This is a genomic window from Schlesneria paludicola DSM 18645, from assembly GCF_000255655.1.
In the GTDB taxonomy this organism is placed as follows: Bacteria; Planctomycetota; Planctomycetia; order Planctomycetales; family Planctomycetaceae; genus Schlesneria; species Schlesneria paludicola.
This window is the reverse complement of the sequence record NZ_JH636434.1, coordinates 2,353-19,983: the sequence shown is the minus strand read 5'-3', so window position 1 is coordinate 19,983 and position 17,631 is coordinate 2,353. Positions and strand designations below refer to the sequence as shown.

The window sequence follows — 17,631 nt, the reverse complement described above, 5'->3', positions numbered from 1 at the left end:
GAATTGCTCTAGTTTGCGAAAGGGACCGTGCCGAATTTCGGTTCGACGATTGATCCTGACGTCATTGCGCGGCGGCCGAGAACTTGTTTGAAATGCAAAGTGCGTGATACTGCCTGTTCTCGCAGAATGTGAGTCCCGCGATCAGAGGGGAATGCGAACGCAACGTGTCACAAGCCGAGTGAATGACGATTGATCGATTGTCAATTCAGGCGCGCGACCGCTATCGGCGAAGCGTCGTCCAGGTCAGGGCGACCCCTTACGAAGGTGCCCAATGATCGATGCCGTAACAAATCACACGACAGGGCACACTCAACCGCGTCCGCGAGATGAGTCGAATAGACGCGGCTCGTCATGAGACGAACTCGACTAGTAAGCCACGGTTCCGTGGCACTCGACGACGCCGTTGCCGGGAACGATCTCGCCGATTGCGTAGGCGTCCTCGCCATGCTGCTTCAGATGGTCGACGATTGGTCGTACCTGTGCGGGAGGGCAGACGAGTGCGATGCCGACTCCCAGATTGAACGTTCGCAGCATGTCATTGTCAGGCAGTTTTGACGCCTGACGAATCACAGTGAAAACCGGATTGGGTCTGTAACACCCAAGGTCGATCCTGGCGTTGACGTTTTTGGGCAGGATTCTGTCGAGGTTTTCTTTGATTCCGCCGCCTGTGATGTGGGCGAGTCCCGAGATCACTCCGTCCGCAAACAATCCTTTGAGCGATTGGTAGTAACACCGATGTGGCTCGAGTACAGCATCCAGGAATGACGAACTGCCGACGGGTTGTTGCGATAACGACGGATCTCGCTTCAGGAGATCGCGGATCAGCGTGTATCCGTTGGTGTGCGGACCAGAGGCCGGAAGGGCCAGAACCACATCGCCGGGAACAATTTTTGAGCCGTCGATGATCTGGCTGCGTTCAACAACACCGACGATGCTGGAGCCAAGAATATACGTTCCCACAGGAACGATATCCGGCTGTTCCGTGGTTTCGCCGCCCGTCAGTCCGCACCCTTGGGCTTCACACGCGGCGGCGACCCCAGCCACGATTCGAGTGGCGATCGCCTTCTCGAGCTTCCCACACACAATCAGATCCTGCACCGCGAGTGGCTCCGCGCCCATCACGATGCAGTCGTTGATCAAATGGTTGATCATGTCATAGCAGATCGATTCAATTCGATCGTGCGCGAATGCCAGGACCTGCTTCGAACCGGGTTCTTCGGTTTTCAGGACAAGGACTGGCTCTTGGAATCGCTTCACATCCAGCAGAAATAGTGACGAGAACGCACCGACTCGATTGAGCAGTCGCGGATTGCGATCGTCGAGGAGCGCGCTAAAGCCCGCCTTCGTTGTATTTGCCTCGTCGATATTGACGCGATACTTCACTGGACGCTCCGATCGTCGCCAAATTCGAGGTCGCTCGAGACGCTGCGTGTGCGGATCTGAGCAGCGCTGTTGCAAGACTATTTGAAGTCAGGCAACAGCGAACAATTGCCGATTGCCAAATGATTCGCAATCAGGCCTTGAAACCGGTCATATACGGCAGGTGGTTCGCCGTGTTTTTGACTTCCGTTGATCCTTCGAGCAACTGTCCCAAAAAGTCCCAGTTGCCGGTACTGAGTGATTGACGAGCGCTCTCAAGGATCGTGACATTGGCCACGATGTCGCCGGAGCGGACTTGCTTGGCGATCAGGTCAACGGTGATCTGCTGCACGGGGTTCGTGGTCACGGCCGCAGCCAGACGATCGAGATCTGCACGTGACGCACTGACGCAGGGGATGCCGAGGGTGGTGCAGTTGCCGAAGAAGATCTCGGCAAACGATTCGGCGATAATGGCCCGAATTCCCCAGCGCATCAACGCCTGAGGAGCATGTTCGCGTGACGAGCCGCAACCGAAGTTGCGACCCGCGACCAGAATCGATCCCGATTTGAACCGAGCATCGTCAAAAGGATGCGACTTATCCTGCAGGCGGTCGTCTTCGAACGCGTGGTCACCGAGTCCATCGAACGTCACACAGCGAAGAAATCGGGCGGGGATGATTCGATCGGTATCGATATCGTCCAGCAACAGAGGAACACCGCTACCAAAGACCTGAGTGATGGTTTGCATCGTCGAAACTCGTCTATCACAAAATGGAACACAAAACGGAAACGTGAAACTGCTGGAGATCCAAACCCGAATTGACAATTCGGCCAACCCGCTGTGAGCAAGGCAACGAGCCTGCGGGAGATCCTCTCAAACAGTGGCTGTGGAACTATTTGACTTCGAGCAGTTCCACCAGGAAGTGCAACTGGGCCTTGGCGGGGATCACTGGCGGCCGTCCCCGTTCGCCGTAGGCCAGGTCGTAGGGAACATCCAGTTCGATCATGCCGCCTTCGCCGATCAATTGCATTCCCTCGGTCCAGCCCTTAATCACGCCGCCCAGTGGGAACGAAATGGGAGCCCCTCGGTCGTATGAGCTGTCGAAAACTTTTCCGCCATTCAGCCAACCCTTGTAGTGAACCTTAACGGTGTCATCGGCAGACGGCTTTGTCCCGTCAGATTTGCGCCGTACCCGATACTTGAGGCCGCTCTTGGTTGTCGTGAATTCTTCGGGAGCGTCCGCATCGACCGGACCTGGTTCGACCGGCGGCGTCACTTCGATCAGTTCGACGATGAAGTGGAGGGTTGCTTTTCCGGGAATCTGAGGTGGTGCACCTTTGACTCCGTAACCGAGTTCATAGGGAATTTCGAGTTCGATCATTCCCCCCTTGCCGACGAGCTGCATTCCTTCGGTCCAGCCGGGGATGACACCGTTCAGAGGAAACTCGATGGGTTCGCCGCGGTCATAGGACGAGTCGAATTCTTTACCGTCGTCGAGCCAGCCCTTGTAGTGGACCTGGACCGTATCTTTCGCGGTGGGCTTCACGTCGCTCGATTTGCGAAGGACGCGGTATTTGAGGCCGCTCTTGGTGGCCGTGAACTCTTTCGGGGCGTCATCGTCCGACTTGCCGGGCGATGGCGGAGACTTCACTTCCAGCAACTCGACGATGAAGTGAAGCGTCGCTTTTCCGGGGATGTCTGGTGGTGATCCGCGAAGACCATATCCCAGTTCATAGGGAATCTCGAGTTCGATCATTCCACCCTTGCCGACAAGCTGCATTCCCTCGGTCCATCCAGGAATGACGCCGTTCAGCGGAAATTCGATCGATTCGCCGCGTTCATACGACGAGTCAAACTCTTTGCCGCTGTCGAGCCAGCCCTTGTAGTTCACCTTGACGGTGTCTTTTGCGGTCGGCTTGACGTCGGACGACTTTCGCAGCACGCGAAATTTCAATCCGCTCTTCGTAGCAGTGAACTCCTTGGGCGCGTCTTTATCCGACGGACCAGGTTCTTTAGCATTTTCTTCCGCGGCGCGAACCATGGGCAGGCTTTCTGGTGAGATCGCAAGCAAGCTCAACAGACTTGCCAGCAGGAGTGTTCGGTATTTCATCGATTTCTCGGTTCAGGAAATCCACGTTGAAGTGCCATCGCGGTCGACTGACGAAAGCTCGCCTGTGCCTCGGTCCGCTGCACTCACGAAGGGGGGATTATTTCACTTCCAACAATTCGACAATAAAGTGCAGGGTTGAGTTCGCGGGAATGGAATTGCCCATCGCCTTCTCTCCGTAGCCAAGCTTCGGAGGAATCTCGAGTTCAATCATTCCGCCTTCGCCGATCAGTTGCAGGCCTTCGGTCCATCCCGCGACGACTCCTTTGAGAGGGAATGTCGCGGCCTGTCCAGACTTTCCGTACGAGGAATCGAAAATCGTGCCGTCGTCCAGCGTGCCGCGGTAGTGGACTCGCACGGTGTCCTCGACGGTCGGTTTCTTACCGTCGGATTTCCGTCGGATGCGGTACTTCAAACCACTTTCTGTCGTGGTGAACTCTTCGGGAGCGTCGGCGTCGACTTCACCTGGCTCGACCAACACTTGTTTCGGAGGTGCGGGGAAGATTTCCTTCGGCGCGGGTTGATCACAACCCACGAAGGCCGCAACCAGCAGAAGTGACCAATAGCGAGACATAACGGTTGGGTATTTCAAATTCGGGAGACAATTCTCGGCGAGGCACGTTGCCGCGACCGATAGGGTTCCATCTCCTGGCAGTTCAGTTCGGAGATCGCCGCGGTTTGGTAAGCGGACGAGTCACTTCGAATTACGAAGTGGCACGCTCCGAAGTGAATACGCTCGCAATGGCGGATTCGCTGGCTCATCAAATGCGGTCTGCGTATCATCGGCGACGGCTCATTTATTTTCCACCCTGGAGTGACACAACATGCCCCCATGGCAAATCGGAGTTTTTGCATCGGTTGACGCGGGACTGGGCGTTCATCTGGATGTGGCGAAAGAACTTGGAATTCCTACCGTCCAAGTCCACTCGCCGCACGCTGAAACGCGAACGCAAGCCGTTGCCGATAAATTCCTGGCTCAGTGCAAAGCGGCCGGAATCACCATCACCTGTGTATTCGGCGGGTTCGAAGGCGAAAGTTACGCGGATATTCCGACCACCACTGCGACCGTGGGGTTGGTTCCGGAAGCCACCCGAGCCGCTCGCGCCCAGGAAATGAAGGAAATTTCCGACTTCACGAAGCTGCTCGGGTGTGACGCCGTCGGAATGCATATTGGCTTTGTTCCCAGCGATCGGGAAAGTGCGAGCTACAAGGGCCTGCTCGAAGTGACACGCGACCTGCTCGACCATGTCGCCAAAAACGGCCAGCGATTGCATCTCGAGACCGGTCAGGAAACGGCTGAACATCTACTGGAGTTCATCCATGATGTTCAGCGTCAGAATCTGTTCATCAATTTCGATCCCGCGAACATGATTCTGTACGGGACGGGAAACCCGATCGAAACCTTGAAAAAGATTGGTCACCTGGTTCGCAGCGTTCATTGCAAGGATGCCAAGTGGGCCGCCGAAGCGAAACGCGGTGCCGAATGGGGCTCGGAAGTGGCGCTCGGCGAAGGTGACGTCGGTATGGAAACCTATCTGCGGACGCTGAAAGAGATCGGATACACTGGTCCGCTGACGATCGAGCGAGAGATCGCTCACGATCGCGAGCGTCAACGCCGCGATATCGGCACAGCTGCCGCACTGCTGCAGCGTCTGCGAGCCCAGATTCTGTAGGGGAGATCCCGACAGTCACGGTGGAATCGTCAACAGGCTGGTGAATCAACTGGCCTCGAGTGTTTCGACGGCCCCGTCGATTGCGATCGATTGTTGCTTGATGGCGTTTCCCGGTGATCGGGAAACGCCTCGGGCAATTGATACTCGGAAATATCACCGTTGAGCCACGTGGGCGAAGGGTTTCCTCTCGCGTGGTGGTAGAGAGACGCCAGGATCTATTTGGTGAGGCTGATCACCACCAGGTTGTCGCGATGAATGACTTCATCGTACGGAACTGATCCCAGTTCGCGGGCGATGTCGTCCGTCCGCTTGCCAGCGATTGTGCGTGTTGCCTTGGTGTCGTAATTCGTCAGGCCGCGGGCGAATTCTTCGCCGTCCGCGTCGACCAGTGACACGACTTCGCCCTTTTCAAAATCGCCCTCCACGCGGGCGATGCCAATCGCCAGTAGGGATTTGCCCAAGAGCTCGACGGCTCGACGAGCTCCCGCATCCAGCACGAGTCGACCTTTGGGCGGCATCGTGTAGCCGATCCAGCGTTTCCAGGCCGAGACGCCATCGCCTTCCCCCAGAAACAGCGTTCCCGTGTCTGTCCCGGAAAGCAGTTCCGAGAGCACATTCGGCCGTTTGCCATTTGCGATCATCACATTCACGCCGACCGCTGTCGCGGTCCGTACCGCTTCGAGTTTCGTTTTCATCCCGCCGGTGCCGCGAGAGCTTTTGGAGGCGCCGACCAGGTTCAGCAAGTCGTCGTCGAATCGTTCCACCAGTGGAATGCGGCGGCTATCGGGGTCGGTTGGGTCACCGGTGAGCAATCCATCGACGACGGAGAGGATAATCAGCAGGTCGGCCTGAATCAGCCCAGCGACCATTGCCGCCAGTCGATCATTGTCCCCCAGCTTGATCTCCGCAGTGCTGACGGTGTCGTTCTCGTTAACGACGGGAATCACGTGGAACTCGCCCAGTGTCAACAGCGTGTTTCTCACATTCAAGTATCGCGAACGGTTTTTGAAATCGTTCGCGGTCAAAAGCAGTTGAGCCGCGTGGTAACCGTGCGGTCGAAACGCTTTGTCATAAAGATGGATCAAATGCGCCTGTCCCGTTGCGGCGGCGGCCTGCAGGTGAGACAGATCTTTGGGGCGTTCTTTCAGTCCCAGCAATCCCATCCCGGCGCCGATGGCACCGCTGGAAACCAGGACGAGCTGAATTCCCATTTGGCGGATCGCATGCACCTGCTCGGCCAGTGACGCGATTCGATCGGCATCCAAGCGATCATCGTCGGTCGAAAGCACGTTCGTTCCGACTTTGACGACCAGCGTACGCACACGATTCAAAACGTCCCGTCGGTGATCCGATGACATAACAGAGATTTCTGAATTGAAGAAAATGAGCGTCGATGCCGGTTCCGAGGGGGGCGACGCATTCTTGAAAACAGAGGCGGAAACGCGGCCTCGGCCGCGTTGGACTCGCCCCCTTCAAACCGGTTGCGTCAATTGGTGATACAAATTGTGGATGAACGTAGCATTGTCCGACTGCAGGTAATGCATCGCGCCACCCATGCGAGAGTAGCTTTTGCAGAACCGCAGGTAATAGGCCGCGTTCGTTTTCGGCGGCTCTCCCTTGGTCCAGTCCCATCCTCCGCCGTCTTGAAGGTCAACGACGTAGATCGTGTGGTCTTTCACGATCGAACGACCACTTTGCAGCCTGAGATTATTGACGCAACTGGCGCTCTTCTCGAACACCTGCGGCCCCATGATGGCCGAGCCGACTGACAACACGACACCGCCGTCGAGATTCTCGAGCGACCCGCCAAACAGCTTGAAATCCCATTCCGCGGCGCGTCCGATGACACCGCCGTTAAAGACCGGATGGTTCGAAATAATGTCGTATCCGATCCCCGGATGAACGGTCAGCGGAATTCCGTGCTTGTATGCCTGGGCCAGAATCGAGGCGAACTTCCATCGATGCTCGATCTTGATCCGTCCTGACGGCCACCCCTGTTCGTTCATCGCACGCAGCAAATCCGCGCGAGCGGGGGTGAGTGGATGGCCGGGTGAGGCCGAGATCAGACTCGCCAGTTCCGCCTGCGTGGGCAACGTGACGCCGTCTTCGTGAATCAACCGGCCCAGGGCGCGGCCGTATCCCAGCCCATCAAGCGCTCCGGCCATCAGAGCCAAATGAATATTGGACGCGGTTTCGTTCCAGGTTCCGAACGTGCCGTTATTCACGTTCATTTCGACGCTTTCTGTGGACGCGCCGAACCAGGCATATTCCCAGTCATGAATCGTTCCCGCGCCGTTGGTTGCCAGATGCGTGACCCACTCTTTCGCCATCATCCGTTCCAGGATTTTCGCGGCGCCGTTCCGCAGCAAATGCGCTCCGTAAATCAGCATCACCGATGCACCGCGTTCGCGAGCGGCACGGATTTTCTGCGCACAGTCACGGATCAGCGGCGCAATCTTCTCGGAACTCGGTTTCGGTGTGGAATCGGGATCGATCACGATGTCGTCGGCACGAGTGAGGCTCGTCCGTTCCGCGAGTGGAAACACTTTCAGTTTGCTCAAATCCAGCGGGGCAACGTGCATGGCAGAATTCTTGACCGAGTAAGTTGGATCTATCGAAGAGGTTCCCGTCACCCCCGGAAATGAGGCGTGGGCAGGGGAAGACCGCAAGTTTAACGGCAGACATGCGATTTAGGAAAGATAGGATCGGTCAGGCCGACGACCCGATCAGATCGTATATTTGATTTCCCGTCCGCCCCCGAATGGCGGGGAGGGCTAATCACCAAAGCCTGTGTCAATCTGTCGTCCGTGACCGTTGTCGAAATGTTTATGGATTCCGACGACCGGACTTGGTGATGATTGCCGCGTAGAGTTCTGGATCGACGTTGGCGCCGGAGATGATGACGACGGTTGCACCTTCGGCGGGCGGGGCGAGACCCTCCAAAAGTGCTGCGAGCGCCACCGCGCCGCCGGGTTCGACAACCAGCTTCATCGTCTCGAACGCGAAACAGATCGCAGAACGGACCTGATCATCGCTCACTGTGAGGGCACCGGAGAGAAGCGCCTGATTAATCGGAAAGGTTAGTTCGCCGGGGCTGTTCGTCATCAACGCATCACAGATGGAACGTGCACCCTTCGGAACGGATTCACGTTTTCCGCTCGCCAATGAACGGGCGGTGTCATCGAAGGCCTGCGGCTCGACGCAGTAGATCTGCGTTGCAGGAGCGGTGTCTTTGATCGCCGTCGCAATGCCCGCGGTCATGCCGCCGCCGCCACAGCAAATCAGCACTTGGCCGACACGTATACCAGCTTCCGCTGCCTGTGAGAGGATTTCGAGGCCGATCGTGCCCTGACCGGCGATGACGAACGGGTCGTCATAGGACGGAACGAGGATCGCGCCCCGGCGCACGGAAAGGTTACCGGCAATGGTTTCTCGCGATTCGGTCTCGCGATCATAGAGCACGACCTCGGCCCCGAGTGCGCGTGTGTTCTCGATTTTGATGATGGGGGCATCTGAGGGCATCACAATCGCGGCCGGCATCCCGAGCAGCCTCGCGGCCGCCGCCACGCCCTGGGCATGGTTGCCTGATGACCACGCCACGACGCCAGCCGCTTTTGCGGATGCGTCAATCCGCGCGAGACGGTTGTAAGCCCCGCGAAACTTGAACGAGCCGGTGTGTTGTGCGCCTTCAAACTTAACGAGAACCCGACTTCCGGTCAGCGCGTTGAGCGATGCGAACTCCAGCAGCGGAGTCCGCACCGCTACGGATGCGATCATTGCAGCGGCACTGCGGACATCGTCGGCGGAGATGGCAAAACGTGTGGTCATTTCGATTTTTGAACCGTTCGACGGCGCCGACGATGGGCTTGTATTATTGGACATGTTTCTTGATCCAGGCGACATAATGGTCGACCCAGTTCTGAATGAAGGGCACGCTGGACGGTCCGATGTTTCCCTGTGCATCAAACAGACCGTCACGGACATGGATGAACGCTTCCGGCTGGCCCATCGTTGCGACGTCCAGATAGGCGAGAACATTTCGTAGATGCTGCTGTGCCAGCGCTGTTCCAATCGAGCCGATCGAAGCGCCGATAACGCCTGCAGGCTTACCGGCCCACACGCTTTGGCCGTAGGGGCGCGAGGCGTGATCGATGGCGTTCTTTAAAACGCCAGGCATCGAACGATTGTATTCGGGCGTCACAAACAAAAGCCCTTGCGCCGCCGAGATTTCGGATTTAAGTCGTTTTACGGAATCTGCCTGGTTGGCATCATCGTCCTGATCGTAGAGCGGCAAATCGGAAATCTGAACCTGCTTGAGTGAGAACTCTGACGGGACCAGCTTGGCGATGCCATTCGCCAGCTTCTTATTGAACGAATCCTGGCGCAGACTGCCGACGATGACCGCGATCTGATACTGACTCATGACGATTTCCCCTTCTCAGAAACTGCACGAAACGAAGACAGAGCGTGGGCGTAGTATAGGCAGGCGTGCTCGCGAAAGTCGCGACTCAACGCATTGAGAGGTGGAGGTTGATGCGACGTGATGGTTGTGAGGGGAATGTGGGCTCGACGAATTCGTGATCAACGGCAGGCCATACGACACGTGTCCCACGTGATGGTCACGGCGGACGTTCGTGATTTCCTTGAGTCATTGTGGAATTGAGGTGCTGGTCACTCACCTGAATCTTCCGGGGCTCGCTCTTCATCGAAACTCGATGTTCTCAATAAATTCCCGAACAATTTGCAGCGGTTTTGCGCAACTTCAAACTGCGGCGACGTTGCGATATGCTCATGAAATGATCGACCTGTTGTTCGTGTCGCTCAACCTTCGTTGACCCCCTGTCGAGACTCGCACCGATGCAACGACGTACCTTTCTGCAAACGATCGCCCTATCGAGTCTGCCGGTTTTGGCACCATCGATTTCCGGGTTCGCGCGAGCGGACGAGAACGAGCAACGATTTGGTGATTTGCTGATCCGGCCCCGGGCGACCGATCATTTTGAATTGGTGTTTACTCCGTCGAGACCGCGACCGATCCGTTTGCTGCAACTCGCCGATACGCATTTTCATCCGGGCGACGAGTCGAATCGTGCCACCGAAAAGATGCTTCAAGGCCTGGTGGAACGTGAGCGACCGGATTTCATCATTCACACGGGTGACTTCGTCAACAATGATTCGGGCAAGCGAGTCGATTGGACGGGGATGGATGTGCTGAATGGATTGAAAACTCCCTGGGCTCTCTGTTTCGGAAACCACGATTACCCGGTCAAGAATGCTGAAGGTTCGCTGCCGCTCGATTCCATCCGACAGAAGATGGAACGGGGTTTTCAGGGATACATCGACGCGCCCACGGGACGGCACTACTGCTACCGCTACGACATTTTGGATAAGGACAATCCCACACCCAAGGCCTCGCTCTTCTTCTTTCAGGTGGGTCATGCCACGGGAGACCGACGAATTTCCGATCCGCAACTGGCCTGGTTCCGAAGTCAAATCGAGCGAGACGCCGAGCGTCACGTGGAATCGCCGATCACGGTCTTTGTTCACATTCCACTCAAAGAGTATCACGAGCTGTTCGAGTCAGGTCGCGCCACGGGTGAAAAGGCCGAGGGTGTCTGCTTTGACAGCGACACCGGTGAATCCTTTAAAGCCTTTTCGGCGTCACACCGAGTTGTGGGTGTGTTCTGCGGACACGATCACGTCAACAACTACCATGGTGACTGGCAGGGAATCGACCTTGCCTATGGTCGCGTCAGTGGTTGGGGCGCGTACGGGCCACCGAACTGGCAACGCGGCGGTCGCTTGATCTCGCTGGACTTGCAGGCTCCCAAACCACGGCCCGAACACACGGAAGTGTTTTAGTCGAACTTCAATCGTGAGCTGACGCTTGCAGTTCAAGCACGCCAGAACTTCTGACCACCTGTTGAAGTACGGGGGAGCAGGCACCATGGCCTTTACGATGTGAAGGTATTTTGTTCATCTGGCCGGAGTCAGTCCCCGTTACTTCAACAATCTCCTAACGGCCCAGTGGCCCGTGTGTCAACGGGCCACTATTGTGGCGGCGTTGCGGCAGGGGGCTGTGTGGCCGAATCCGCGGGTACGTCATCAAGCTGTTCGCGAAGTTCTGGTGCCGACTTTCCAAATCGCGTCTCAAAGATGTTGAGGTCGCCGCGTGCTTGAGCGACCTTGCCGACACGGATGAAGGATTTGGCACGATGCAGATAAACCTCCGCGAACTCCTGTGAGAGTGAAATGGCTTTTGAAAAGTCTTCAATGGCATTCGCATGACGATCGATTGCGGCGAAGGTGAGCCCCCGCTCGTAGAGGGCTTTTGCGAAATTCGGCTGAAGCTGGATTGCTTTGCTCAGATCAGACAATGCGTGTTGGTAGTGGCCGAGTTCTCTCAGGCAATGACCGCGTGATTGATAGAAATAGGGATTGGACGCGTCAATCTGGATCGCTTTGCTCAAGTCCGCGACCGCTGCTGTGTACTGCTTGCGTTTGCTAAGAATCTCGCCGCATATGAAGAGGTGTTCCGGGGCTGGTTCGAGATCGATCGCTTTTGCAATGCTCATCAACGCGTCATCGTCTCGTCCCAGCTGGGCCAGCACCATTCCTCGATAAAAATAGCCATTCACCAACGACGGATCGAGTTTCAGCGACAGATCAAATTCGGCCAGTGCATTCTCGAACTCTCTGAGCCGCGAGTACGCCGTCCCTCGACCGAAGTGGGACGAGGCCAATTGAATGTCCATGAGACGCGTTAAGCGATTGCGTTCTCGGGCAAGTTCATAGCTGCGTGACGCTCGCTCGTACCAATTGATCGCCGTTCGAGGTTCCCTGTCGAGATATTCCTTCGCAATCTGCAGATAGGGACGTGGACTGTCGGGACATCGCAGGATGTTGCTCGTCCAGAGGCGTACGGGATCGGCGTATTCAAAGTTGCGGGCGCGCGTCAAAAGGGCAAAGGAAATCGCGACCAGTGACAAGCACACACTGGGGGCGATCCATTCGAGTCTGGATTGTGGTGTTCCTTGAAAAAATCGCCCGACGATCAGGACGCAAGTTTGCCAGATGGTGATGACAGCAATGATCGTGACCGATACGAGTGGTATATACATTCGATGTTCGGCGGTCGTTTGTGTGACGATTGGGATGATGCTGGAGCTGGGGCTTAGCGAAGCAAAGAAGACGAACCCCAGGAATGCAATCCAGGATTGGTAGCGGATGGCGACAAGGGAACCACAAGCAAACAGTGCAACAACAATTGCAGCGGGAATAATGACGTTCAGATTCCTCGTGACGCCGACGCCGTAGTCGAGGACAAGGGAATCTGGCCAGAACGCCAAACGCAGGTACCGCGTGATCGACTCAAACTGAGTCAGGGCGTACTCCCAAGAACTTAACCCGTATCCAAACCCCGCACTGTCATGGCGACCTTGAGCAACGAACGCAATCAACGGAATCCAGGTGCTGAACAGTGAGAAGTACAGCCAGCGGCGTCGATCGAGAAGCGACCGAAATGTCGATCCCGAAAAGGCCCTGTCATAGATCACGACGGTGAGAGGTGCCGACACCATCACCTCTTTGCTCGCGACACCACCCAGACACGAGGCAAACGCCGCCACAGTCCAAAATGTGGGGCTCGGTGACGAGTTCGCTCGAATCGCGCAGTAAAGTGTCAGGAAGTAAAAGAGACCGACGAGCGATTCAGAACGCTGGACAACGTAGGTCACCGACTCCGTCTGCAAAGGATGCAGCATCCAAATCAATGAGCAAAACAGTGCAATCCGAGTTGCGTTTTCTCTTAAGGAAGCTGCAGTGGCAGGTCGTTCCAATGTTCGTCGGATCACCCCGAACAAGGTCAGTGCGGCTAGCAGGTGCAAGATCACGTTGGTGACGTGAAATGAGGTAACATCCAAACCTCCCCATGCGTAGTTCAAGGCAAATGAGAGATTCACGAGCGGGCGTCCGACAGCTGATACGGTTCCATTAAATAGCACGGCCTCGATCGGCCAAAGACTTTTGATGGAAGGGCTCTCGGCAATGGTCGGGATATCGTCAAAGACGAGTGGGCCGGAGTAACTATTTGCGTAGGCAATCATGCCCGACACCGTGAGGATCACGACCGAAATCACCGTCGCCTTCCGACGCGAGCCGTTCGATCTGTTGTGCGATTCGGCGACCGACAAGTCCACAGCGGTTCCTTTTTCGTCCCTTTGCAGACATCATGCGATGTGATCGCGCCCTCTCGATTCTGTCATGTGGACGCGCATGTTTCCATCGGCCAGAGTTCACGTACGATTCCAAAAGTCGACTGACCGAACGAATGCAATCGATTCTTCGGTATCAAGATCGGTTTTGGAGTCGCGAGAAGCCCCCAGATCTGTCACCGGCTCTGTCACTCATTTTTTCAGAGGCTGATGGGTTTCGTATACCACGCTCGAAAAGAGCGAGGTGAATTCGTTGAGTGGTATGGTAAAGACGCCGTTCTTTGTGGCGTAACCTTGGGATTTTCCGGGCTGGCCCATGGGGGTGAAATTGTTTCCCCAGGGATTAAACACGTGGACGTGTCGTTCATGCGCGTCGTAGCCGAGGATCGCGTAGGCGTGATTGTTGACGATCGCAGGTGGCCCGGGTTCTTTATTCTTGCCCGCGCAAAGTAGGCGTTTTTTCTTCGTCATTTCGAGTAGCAGATTGTGAACTTGTTCGGCATGCGTCTTCCCATCGAGATGCAATGACTCAGCCTGATGGCCCGTCAGTAAAGAAATGATGACGCGAGAATTGCCGAAATTCAGGGTTTCGGTGGGGATCGTTCCGGCCGCGACGGCCGCATGATCGCCCTTTTTGGCGTGATCGCGTTTGCGAATGATTCCGTATGCTTTTTCCAAGACCGCCAGCCAACTGCCATGTCGGTTGTCCAGCTTGGCCCCCAGAAGCAACTCGCTATCTGTGAGTGAAGGGACGTGGATCTTCTGGCCATCGCCGAAGACAACCTGGAATCCTCCCGTGACTTCGGGATGGATCATCTCGCGAATCGCCTGAGGGCTTCGATGCACCTGTGCGGCGATCGCCGAAAGCAGATAGCAGTCGTTCAATCGCCCCTGGTGGAAGGTCGCCAGTTCTGGATCGGTGGGAAGGAAGAGCTGCCGATCAATGGTCTGCAGGTGCTTGACGGTGTGCTCAACCGTATTCACAAAGTCGTGCTGTTCTACCAGCTTCAAGAGTTCCTTGTGGGATAACGTCGCGCGATGTCCGTGGGCGGTCATGTGGTATCGAAGACTGACAATCAGAGCCGCCTGACGTCCGTGTACCGCATGGTCTTCGATGACATGATCGACTTCTGTGACATCGAGAACGTGGTTGTGGTCGCGATCCCAATGCGCGAAGTGATTCTCGACGAACTGGTGAAGTGTCTCGGAAGACGGCTTACGACTGGGCGTCTTTTGCTGAGCGATGACGGTTTGATACAACAGGATTACCAGCCAGGCAGGTAGGACAAACGCTTTGAATTTGCGCATGACATTCATCTTCGAGAAACGCCAAAAATACAAGATTCGTCCAGAATTGGTCACGATCCGTTCGCTTGAAACCTTCTTCGCGGCGATCGAATGTCAGCGCATGTCGCGAGAGAGTTAATCATAAAGTCACCAGAGATTGAACAAAACTCGAATGGAATTGGCTACGCTCAGAGCGGCTTCCAAGAACTGTCGTCCTCTTCGAAAACAATTCGATGGCCCACGATCAATCCGAACGATTGTCGAAATTGCAGCAAAAGCTTGCGCAATTTGAGGATGAGCGGCATCACGCCATCGGCGAGCAGCGCGAGGACTTGCGTTCGCTGAAAGAGACGCTGCGACTCTCGTTGCGTGTGGTGGCGCTGGCGTCGGCACCGTCAGTTGTCTGGGTGATTTGCTGGGCCACTGTCGTCGCCGCCAACGAATCGGTCTTCGATCAAGTCCTTACGGCGTGCTTCTCGTTGGGACTTCTTGCGGTGATGTCGATTGCCGGGGCGCGGGCGAGCGGACTTGCAGCATACTGGTGGTTCAATCGCACAGTTGTCCGTTTGCGGCTCGCAACCATCGTTCTTTCGCTGTTGGTGGGGGCGACCCTTTTCGGTTGGGTGGTCGTCATCGTTCATTGGTAATCAACGTGAGATACAAATGGCGGGGATCTGATGTCTCGAGGCTGTAACCGTTCACAGCCCGAAAAGAGGGGGGGCAGGCAGAATTCCCCGATTCATTGGAATTCGCAGTGCATCGACCAGAGTAATCCTTCGCTTTGTAGCGGGAAAATGGGCCAGTCCCCGGCCTGTGATTGGTGATATCGACGCTTCACATTCTCGGTGTGGTGTTCAATACTTCGATTCGGCTTACAAGGCCAATCAGCCTCTTGAAGTGGCGTCGACTGGCCCGGACCAGATTTAAAACCGCGATGACATCGTGAATGCCAAGGTGCCTGTCCCCCCAACTTCAACAGGTTGGTAGGCTCACTGAAAGACAATCGACCATGACGCAGATGGCACCAGAATCATCCCCTATTCGCAGTATCGACTGCCAAAGTCATTTGTATTGTCCCGAGATTCTTGATCGGCTCGAATGTCGATCGGATGATCCGCTGGTGTACCGGCGCGACGGTGATCGCTATGTGAAAATGGGGGGATGGCATCGCAAAGTTTTTCCGCATCACATGGATGTGGCCGTGAAACTGGCGAACATGGATGCGAACGGAATCGCGATGACGGCGCTGTCGATTAATGATCCGGGGCCCGAATGGTTTGGCAGCGATGGAGTCGCAGTCGCGCGGGTGATGAACGATTTCATTGCTGACATCGTCCGTCAGCATCCCCATCGATTTCTGGGGCTGTGCGTTTTGCCGTTACAGGATGTCACCGCGTCGCTGATTGAACTTGATCGAGCGGTAGGCGAACTGGCGATGAAGGGAATTCTGCTTTACACGAATCTCGCCGGGCGTTTTCCGGACGAACCCGCGTTCTGGCCGATCTTTGCAAAGGCGGAAGAGCTGGATATTCCGATCTTGCTGCATCCCGCGAAACCGGTCACGACCGAGTTGGTGAAAGACTATGAGATGACAAGTTCATTGGGAAACATGTTCGAAGATACGATCGCGTTGACACGAATCATCATGTCGGGACTGCTTGATCGCCATCCCCGCCTGAAGCTCGTTTGCCCGCATCTTGGAGGGACGTTGCCGTATATGATCGGTCGGATCGATCATCAGACTCAGGTTTTGAAACGCGGCCCAAAATATTTGACACGCAAACCCAGCGAATACCTGAAGCAGGTCTGGTTCGACATTGTTTCACCCGCTCCGCTGGCGATGAAGTACTGTCTGGAGATGCTCGGGCCCGATAAGTTGCTATTTGCCAGCGACCATCCCTGGGTTGAGCCGGATGTGATTCGCGACGCGTTGTCTAGTTTGCAGCTTCCTCACGAAATCGAAGCCAAAATTTTGTCCGGAAATGCTCGACGGTTGTTTGGTCTTGAGTGAGAAGTCAACGACAGGCGAGTCTTTGAGTCTGAAATGGGTCATTGGCGATTGAAAGCGGACGTTGTTGGTCATGGAATCGAACTGACCGCTTGTCACAAATTTCCAGTGCCGTCGGCTTGGGGCGGACAGCGATGGCTTGGATTGAAATCACGAACGACATTGGCCATCCAGCATTGGATCACAGCGCGTTCTTTTGAAGTCGGATTTCTGTTGCAGGCCCCTCGGGCTTGAATCAGGTGTCTTGTCCGAGGATTGATCTCGACCGTAAGCCTTCGCTGATCGGCACTGCGAATTGAGACAATGACTGAGGTGCCTTCGGCGCAATCTGGAGCATAGCAGGCGACGCAGTGATGCATGGCCTCACCTTCTTCGAAAAGTTGAGTACCTGACGTGAGTTCGATGAAAGACCATTGCCCCATCACAGTGTCGTCGAATTCCCAATCCCATCCCTGGGGTTCCCACTGGTATTGGCTCCATTCGCGTAGGTTTGCTTGTCGGTATTCGTGAGCGCGTTCGAGTGATTGTCTGAGAGCACGTCCCTTCATTCCGAATCGGCGACCAAGTCGTTCGGCCTCCGCCCATTCGTGGACAGTCCACGCAAGTATCAATTGTGACTGGTCGTCCGTGATGAGTTCGCCATGTTTAATCATCCAGCGAGTTACGTCGTACCAGAATCTCAGCTCCGTTCGACCGATCGGTTCGTCCGTTGGATCGAGTTGAAAACTTGGATGGGCGATCAATCGCCGAGCATCACGCTCCGTTCCGCCAAGCCTTCGAACTTCCGCGAAGAGGCACGCTTGCATTGGGGTAAGATCGCTTGGCACTTCGTACAGAAACGAGATCATCCTGCGACTCAGATTCCACTTCATGACCGAGGCCGCCGCTCTCAGATCCTCGCCCTGCGCGATGAGGATGAACCAACAGAGCCATTTTGCGTCAGGTTCGGCCTGATTCCAAACTTGGTAAAGAAATTGGGGTAT

The 17,631-nt window shown here is 55.8% G+C and carries 15 protein-coding genes; 4 read left to right on the top strand and 11 right to left on the bottom strand.

Annotated elements, in window-relative coordinates:
- Window positions 1–366 precede the first annotated feature (366 nt).
- From purM to OSO_RS0100310, 4 genes are all read right to left on the bottom strand, one after another.
- Complete coding sequence (purM, locus tag OSO_RS0100335) at window positions 367–1,383, bottom strand: phosphoribosylformylglycinamidine cyclo-ligase (RefSeq protein WP_010581620.1); 1,017 nt, start codon at window positions 1,381–1,383, stop codon at window positions 367–369.
- A 130-nt stretch (window positions 1,384–1,513) separates the two neighbouring features.
- A complete protein-coding gene (leuD, locus tag OSO_RS41515) occupies window positions 1,514–2,107 on the bottom strand; it encodes a 3-isopropylmalate dehydratase small subunit (RefSeq protein WP_010581619.1) in 594 nt (197 codons plus the stop codon).
- 145 nt (window positions 2,108–2,252) lie between these two features.
- Window positions 2,253–3,470, bottom strand: a complete 1,218-nt coding sequence (locus tag OSO_RS51815) for an FKBP-type peptidyl-prolyl cis-trans isomerase (protein ID WP_010581618.1) — start codon at window positions 3,468–3,470, stop codon at window positions 2,253–2,255.
- 97 nt (window positions 3,471–3,567) lie between these two features.
- Window positions 3,568–4,041, bottom strand: a complete 474-nt coding sequence (locus tag OSO_RS0100310; protein WP_010581617.1) for an FKBP-type peptidyl-prolyl cis-trans isomerase — start codon at window positions 4,039–4,041, stop codon at window positions 3,568–3,570.
- A gap of 250 nt (window positions 4,042–4,291) precedes the next feature.
- Between OSO_RS0100310 and OSO_RS0100305 the strand changes: the two genes are divergently transcribed.
- Window positions 4,292–5,140 carry a sugar phosphate isomerase/epimerase family protein gene (locus OSO_RS0100305; protein ID WP_010581616.1) on the top strand — a complete coding sequence of 283 codons (849 nt, stop codon included), beginning with the start codon at window positions 4,292–4,294 and terminating at the stop codon, window positions 5,138–5,140.
- A 215-nt stretch (window positions 5,141–5,355) separates the two neighbouring features.
- Here the strand turns inward: OSO_RS0100305 and proB are convergent, their stop codons facing one another.
- The 4 genes from proB to OSO_RS0100280 form a co-directional block, all read right to left on the bottom strand.
- The gene (proB, locus tag OSO_RS0100295; protein ID WP_010581615.1) at window positions 5,356–6,498 is read right to left on the bottom strand and encodes a glutamate 5-kinase; all 1,143 of its coding nucleotides are present in this window, start codon (window positions 6,496–6,498) and stop codon (window positions 5,356–5,358) included.
- A gap of 114 nt (window positions 6,499–6,612) precedes the next feature.
- On the bottom strand, window positions 6,613–7,722 hold the full coding sequence (locus OSO_RS0100290; RefSeq protein ID WP_010581614.1) for a GSU2086 family protein: 1,110 nt from the start codon (window positions 7,720–7,722) through the stop codon (window positions 6,613–6,615).
- Between the two features lie 244 nt (window positions 7,723–7,966).
- A complete protein-coding gene (locus tag OSO_RS0100285; RefSeq protein ID WP_029246493.1) occupies window positions 7,967–8,968 on the bottom strand; it encodes a threonine ammonia-lyase in 1,002 nt (333 codons plus the stop codon).
- A 43-nt stretch (window positions 8,969–9,011) separates the two neighbouring features.
- A complete protein-coding gene (locus OSO_RS0100280; protein ID WP_010581612.1) occupies window positions 9,012–9,563 on the bottom strand; it encodes an NADPH-dependent FMN reductase in 552 nt (183 codons plus the stop codon).
- A 434-nt stretch (window positions 9,564–9,997) separates the two neighbouring features.
- Here OSO_RS0100280 and OSO_RS47235 point away from each other — a divergent pair, with 434 nt between their 5' ends.
- On the top strand, window positions 9,998–11,002 hold the full coding sequence (locus OSO_RS47235; RefSeq protein ID WP_010581611.1) for a metallophosphoesterase: 1,005 nt from the start codon (window positions 9,998–10,000) through the stop codon (window positions 11,000–11,002).
- Window positions 11,003–11,190: 188 nt separating this feature from the next.
- Here the strand turns inward: OSO_RS47235 and OSO_RS0100265 are convergent, their stop codons facing one another.
- A complete protein-coding gene (locus tag OSO_RS0100265; RefSeq protein WP_010581610.1) occupies window positions 11,191–13,338 on the bottom strand; it encodes a tetratricopeptide repeat protein in 2,148 nt (715 codons plus the stop codon).
- Between the two features lie 207 nt (window positions 13,339–13,545).
- Window positions 13,546–14,661 (bottom strand): C2 family cysteine protease, encoded by a 1,116-nt coding sequence (locus OSO_RS0100260; RefSeq protein ID WP_010581609.1) that lies wholly within the window; start codon window positions 14,659–14,661, stop codon window positions 13,546–13,548.
- A gap of 212 nt (window positions 14,662–14,873) precedes the next feature.
- On the opposite strand from OSO_RS0100260, the gene OSO_RS0100250 reads away from it, so the two are divergent.
- Together OSO_RS0100250 and OSO_RS0100245 are read left to right on the top strand one after the other, a co-directional pair.
- Window positions 14,874–15,287 (top strand): hypothetical protein, encoded by a 414-nt coding sequence (locus OSO_RS0100250; protein WP_010581608.1) that lies wholly within the window; start codon window positions 14,874–14,876, stop codon window positions 15,285–15,287.
- Between the two features lie 362 nt (window positions 15,288–15,649).
- Window positions 15,650–16,651, top strand: a complete 1,002-nt coding sequence (locus tag OSO_RS0100245; protein WP_010581607.1) for an amidohydrolase family protein — start codon at window positions 15,650–15,652, stop codon at window positions 16,649–16,651.
- A gap of 92 nt (window positions 16,652–16,743) precedes the next feature.
- Here the strand turns inward: OSO_RS0100245 and OSO_RS0100240 are convergent.
- A partial coding sequence (locus OSO_RS0100240; RefSeq protein WP_010581606.1) for a PcfJ domain-containing protein occupies window positions 16,744–17,631 on the bottom strand: 888 nt, incomplete at its 5' end.

Bases quoted from the DNA above. Each gene is read 5' to 3' on its own strand.
- leuD (WP_010581619.1), bottom strand. From the start codon at position 2,107: ATGCAAACCATCACTCAGGTCTTTGGTAGCGGTGTTCCTCTGTTGCTG.
- OSO_RS51815 (WP_010581618.1), bottom strand. From the start codon at position 3,470: ATGAAATACCGAACACTCCTGCTGGCAAGTCTGTTGAGCTTGCTTGCG.
- OSO_RS0100310 (WP_010581617.1), bottom strand. From the start codon at position 4,041: ATGTCTCGCTATTGGTCACTTCTGCTGGTTGCGGCCTTCGTGGGTTGT.
- OSO_RS0100305 (WP_010581616.1), top strand. From the start codon at position 4,292: ATGCCCCCATGGCAAATCGGAGTTTTTGCATCGGTTGACGCGGGACTG.
- proB (WP_010581615.1), bottom strand. From the start codon at position 6,498: ATGTCATCGGATCACCGACGGGACGTTTTGAATCGTGTGCGTACGCTG.
- OSO_RS0100290 (WP_010581614.1), bottom strand. From the start codon at position 7,722: ATGCACGTTGCCCCGCTGGATTTGAGCAAACTGAAAGTGTTTCCACTC.
- OSO_RS0100285 (WP_029246493.1), bottom strand. From the start codon at position 8,968: ATGACCACACGTTTTGCCATCTCCGCCGACGATGTCCGCAGTGCCGCT.
- OSO_RS0100280 (WP_010581612.1), bottom strand. From the start codon at position 9,563: ATGAGTCAGTATCAGATCGCGGTCATCGTCGGCAGTCTGCGCCAGGAT.
- OSO_RS47235 (WP_010581611.1), top strand. From the start codon at position 9,998: ATGCAACGACGTACCTTTCTGCAAACGATCGCCCTATCGAGTCTGCCG.
- OSO_RS0100260 (WP_010581609.1), bottom strand. From the start codon at position 14,661: ATGCGCAAATTCAAAGCGTTTGTCCTACCTGCCTGGCTGGTAATCCTG.
- OSO_RS0100250 (WP_010581608.1), top strand. From the start codon at position 14,874: ATGGCCCACGATCAATCCGAACGATTGTCGAAATTGCAGCAAAAGCTT.
- OSO_RS0100245 (WP_010581607.1), top strand. From the start codon at position 15,650: ATGACGCAGATGGCACCAGAATCATCCCCTATTCGCAGTATCGACTGC.